This window comes from uncultured Limnohabitans sp., from assembly GCF_937889215.1.
Lineage (GTDB): Bacteria > Pseudomonadota > Gammaproteobacteria > Burkholderiales > Burkholderiaceae_C > Limnohabitans_A.
On record NZ_CALBEX010000083.1, the window covers coordinates 1 to 3,278 of the forward strand.

Annotated in this window: 4 protein-coding genes; 3 read left to right on the forward strand and 1 reads right to left on the reverse strand. The window is 60.5% G+C overall.

The features are described 5' to 3' along the window. The 3 genes from Q0341_RS01900 to Q0341_RS01910 all read left to right on the forward strand — a co-directional run. Positions 1-442 (forward strand): VOC family protein (locus Q0341_RS01900; protein ID WP_299510165.1); only part of this gene is annotated, 442 nt, incomplete at its 5' end. 77 nt (positions 443-519) lie between these two features. Beyond that, a complete protein-coding gene (locus Q0341_RS01905; RefSeq protein ID WP_299510166.1) occupies positions 520-846 on the forward strand; it encodes a hypothetical protein in 327 nt (108 codons plus the stop codon). Between the two features lie 3 nt (positions 847-849). Then, positions 850-1,152 (forward strand): type II toxin-antitoxin system RelE/ParE family toxin, encoded by a 303-nt coding sequence (locus Q0341_RS01910; RefSeq protein ID WP_299510167.1) that lies wholly within the window; start codon positions 850-852, stop codon positions 1,150-1,152. A 6-nt stretch (positions 1,153-1,158) separates the two neighbouring features. Here Q0341_RS01910 and recQ read toward each other — a convergent pair whose 3' ends face one another. Further along, positions 1,159-3,042, reverse strand: coding sequence for a DNA helicase RecQ (gene recQ, locus Q0341_RS01915; RefSeq protein ID WP_299510168.1), 1,884 nt, complete (start codon positions 3,040-3,042; stop codon positions 1,159-1,161). Positions 3,043-3,278: the final 236 nt, after the last annotated feature.

Genomic DNA, 3,278 nt, shown 5'->3' on the forward strand with positions numbered 1-3,278 from the left:
CCGCATCCCGCTGAACGAAGAATCGGGCAAGACCGGTGGCCAGATCGAAGAATTCTTGATGCAGTTCAACGGCGAAGGCATCCAGCACATTGCGCTGCTGACCGACGATATTTTGAAAAGCGTGGATGCGCTGCAGATGGCGGGCATCCCACTGATGACCGCGCCCAACGACATCTATTACGAGATGCTCGAAGAGCGCCTGCCGGGCCACGGCGAGCCGGTGCCCGAATTGCAAGCGCGAGGCATCTTGATGGACGGCTCCACCGCCAATGGTGAGAAGCGATTGCTGCTGCAAATCTTCAGCCAAACCCTGCTGGGCCCGGTGTTCTTTGAATTCATCCAGCGCAAAGCCGACGAAGGCTTTGGCGAAGGCAACTTCAAAGCGCTGTTTGAAAGCCTGGAGCGCGACCAGATTCGGCGGGGGGCGATTGTGGTGGAGTGAGCAACTGGCGCTGAAGCCAGCTGTATAAAATCACTTAGGGTAGTCACTTCTGACTACCCTAAGAAACGGAGTCTGTCATGAGCGCCACTTCTGCCACTGGCTTAGCCAACATCCCCACCAGCCTTAAATTGCCCAGCGCGCTCAAGTTGGAGCTTGAGGAGGATGCCCAGCAAATGGGCATGAGTTTGCATGCATATATGGTGAGTACGCTGTCCGATGCCGCGCAGCGCAAGCGCTTGCGGCAAACATTTGCACAAGACTCGGCCGATGCGCTGGCTGTCATGAAGGCCAGCGGAAAAGGTCATGCGCTGGACGATGTCCGTCTCTATTTTTCTGAACTCAAAGAACATCGTCAGGGCAAGAGAGCGCCGCCCGCACCTTTGAAACCGAAAAAAATGGGCTGAGGTGTGAGCACCGTATTTCTGAGCCCAGCGGCATTCCAAGATTTGGTGCGCCTGGAAACTTTTTTGTACGAGTCCGAAGATCCCTTGGCTGGGGAGTTGCTCGATTTCATCTTGGATGCCTTGCAAGTGTTGACGCATCAACCCGGCATTGGCCGCCCGGTGGAAGGTGTTTTGCGTGAACTGATCATCTCTCGCAGGCGCAGCGGCTATCTGGCGCGCTATGCATGGGACGATGCCCAAGACCGAGTCATCGTGGCCCGCATTCGCCACCAGCGAGAAGCTGGCTATCAGGACGGAGAGGTTTGATGCGCTTCAAGCGGCCCCGTTGCACACCCGCAGCACCTGCGCGCCATAGGCCTCGAGCTTTTTCACACCCAGTCCGCTGATGCCTTGCAGGTCGCGCAAGCTTTGCGGGGCGCTTTCGGCAATCGCCGCCAGCGTTGCATCGTGGAAGATCACATACGCGGGCAAGTTGTGTTCCTTGGCCACTTCTGCGCGCCAGGCCTTGAGGTTGATGTAGCGCACCATCGCGTCCTGCCCCAGATTGGCGGCAGCGGGTGATGGGGCATTGCGTGACCGGTTCTTTTTATCGCTGCGTTGGCTGGTGCTTTCGCGCAGTTGCACGGGCACTTCGCCTTTGAGCACGGCGCGTGAGGCTTCGGTCAGGTGCAAGGTGCTGAATCCGTCTTCGGTGTGCACATGCAGCGCCCCAATCGCGATCAGCTGGCGCATCACGGCGCGCAGTTGTTGTTCGCTGTAGTCGGCCCCAAGGCCAAAGGTGCTGATGCTTTCGTGGCCGCGTTGCACCACTTTGTCGGTTTTTTTGCCGCGCACAATGTCCATGGTGTGGCCAGCGCCAAAGTTGTGCCCGCTGGTTTGTTGGGTGCGGTAAACGGTGGACAGCAGTTTGCGCGCTGCGTCGGTGCCGTCCCACACTTCGGGCGGGTTCAGGCAGTTGTCGCAGTTGCCGCAAAACGGCATGTAAATGCCCGATGCGTTGTCTTTTTGGCTGGCGTAGGTTTCGTCAAAGTAGCTCAGCAGGCGCACGCGGCGGCAGTCGGTGGCTTCGGCCAGGGCCAGCAGCGCGTCGAGTTTGCCCCGCATGACCTGTTTGAACTCTTCACCCGCCGGACTCTCGTCGATCATGCGGCGCTGGTTCACCACGTCTTGCAGGCCGTAAGCCATCCACGCGTCAGACGCCAGGCTGTCGCGCCCGGCGCGGCCCGTCTCCTGGTAATAGCCTTCGATGTTTTTGGGCATGTCCAGGTGCGCCACAAAGCGCACATCCGGCTTGTCGATGCCCATGCCAAAGGCCACGGTGGCCACCATGACCACGCCTTCTTCGCGCAAAAATTCGTTTTGGTGGCGTTGGCGAACAGCGGCGTCCAAGCCCGCGTGATACGGCAGCGCATGGACACCCGCCTCGCACAGCATGGCCGCGATCTCTTCCACCCGTTTGCGCGATTGGCAATAGACCACGCCCGCTTCTTCAGAGTGTTCGCGCTCGATGAAGCGCAGCAGTTGGGTGCTGGCGTCTTTTTTCTCGACGATGGTGTAGCGGATGTTGGGCCGGTCAAAGCTGCTGATGAACAGCTCGGCGCTTTCCAACTGCAGGCGCTCGACGATGTCGGCACGCGTGAGCGCATCGGCCGTGGCCGTGAGCGCAACCCGGGGTACGTCGGGGTAGCGTTCGTGCAGCACCGACAGGCCCCGGTATTCGGGCCGGAAGTCGTGGCCCCACTGGCTCACGCAATGGGCTTCGTCGATGGCAAACAGGCTCAGCAGACCGCGCTCGCGCAGCGAATCCATCTGGGCCAGAAAGCGGCCATTGGTCACGCGCTCTGGCGCGGCGTACAGCAGGGTGATCTCGCCGCGCAGCAAGCGCCGTTCGATGTCGCTGGCTTCTTCGCTGGTGAGTGTGGAGTTGAGGAAGGCAGCGCTGACACCCGCTTCGTGCAGCGCACCCACCTGGTCGTGCATCAGGGCGATCAGCGGCGACACCACCACCGTGATGCCGTGGCCAGCCCGCTGGCGTGCAATCGCCGGGATTTGGTAGCACAGCGATTTGCCCCCGCCCGTGGGCATGAGCACCAGCGCATCGCCCCCGGCGGCCACATGGTCGATGATGGCTTGCTGCGGGCCGCGAAAGGCGTCGTAGCCAAAAACTTCGCGCAGGATGGGGAGGTGGGGGGACACTGGGGTTTGACGGATTTTTGAAGGCTTGATTGTCCTCTATCGATGGCTTGTTTTGCGTGTGTGCTGTGAGGTTGTGTCGTGTTGATTTAGCGGGTGTTGAGTGGGTGGGTGAGGGCGGGCACAGGGTTCCTCATGAGGCGGGGGTACGCCAAAATCGTCACCCTCTGCCCGCCCTCACCCACCCACACAAGACCATGGGCTGCGCGGCCAGTACGCTCAAGGCTAGCGTTTGGTGG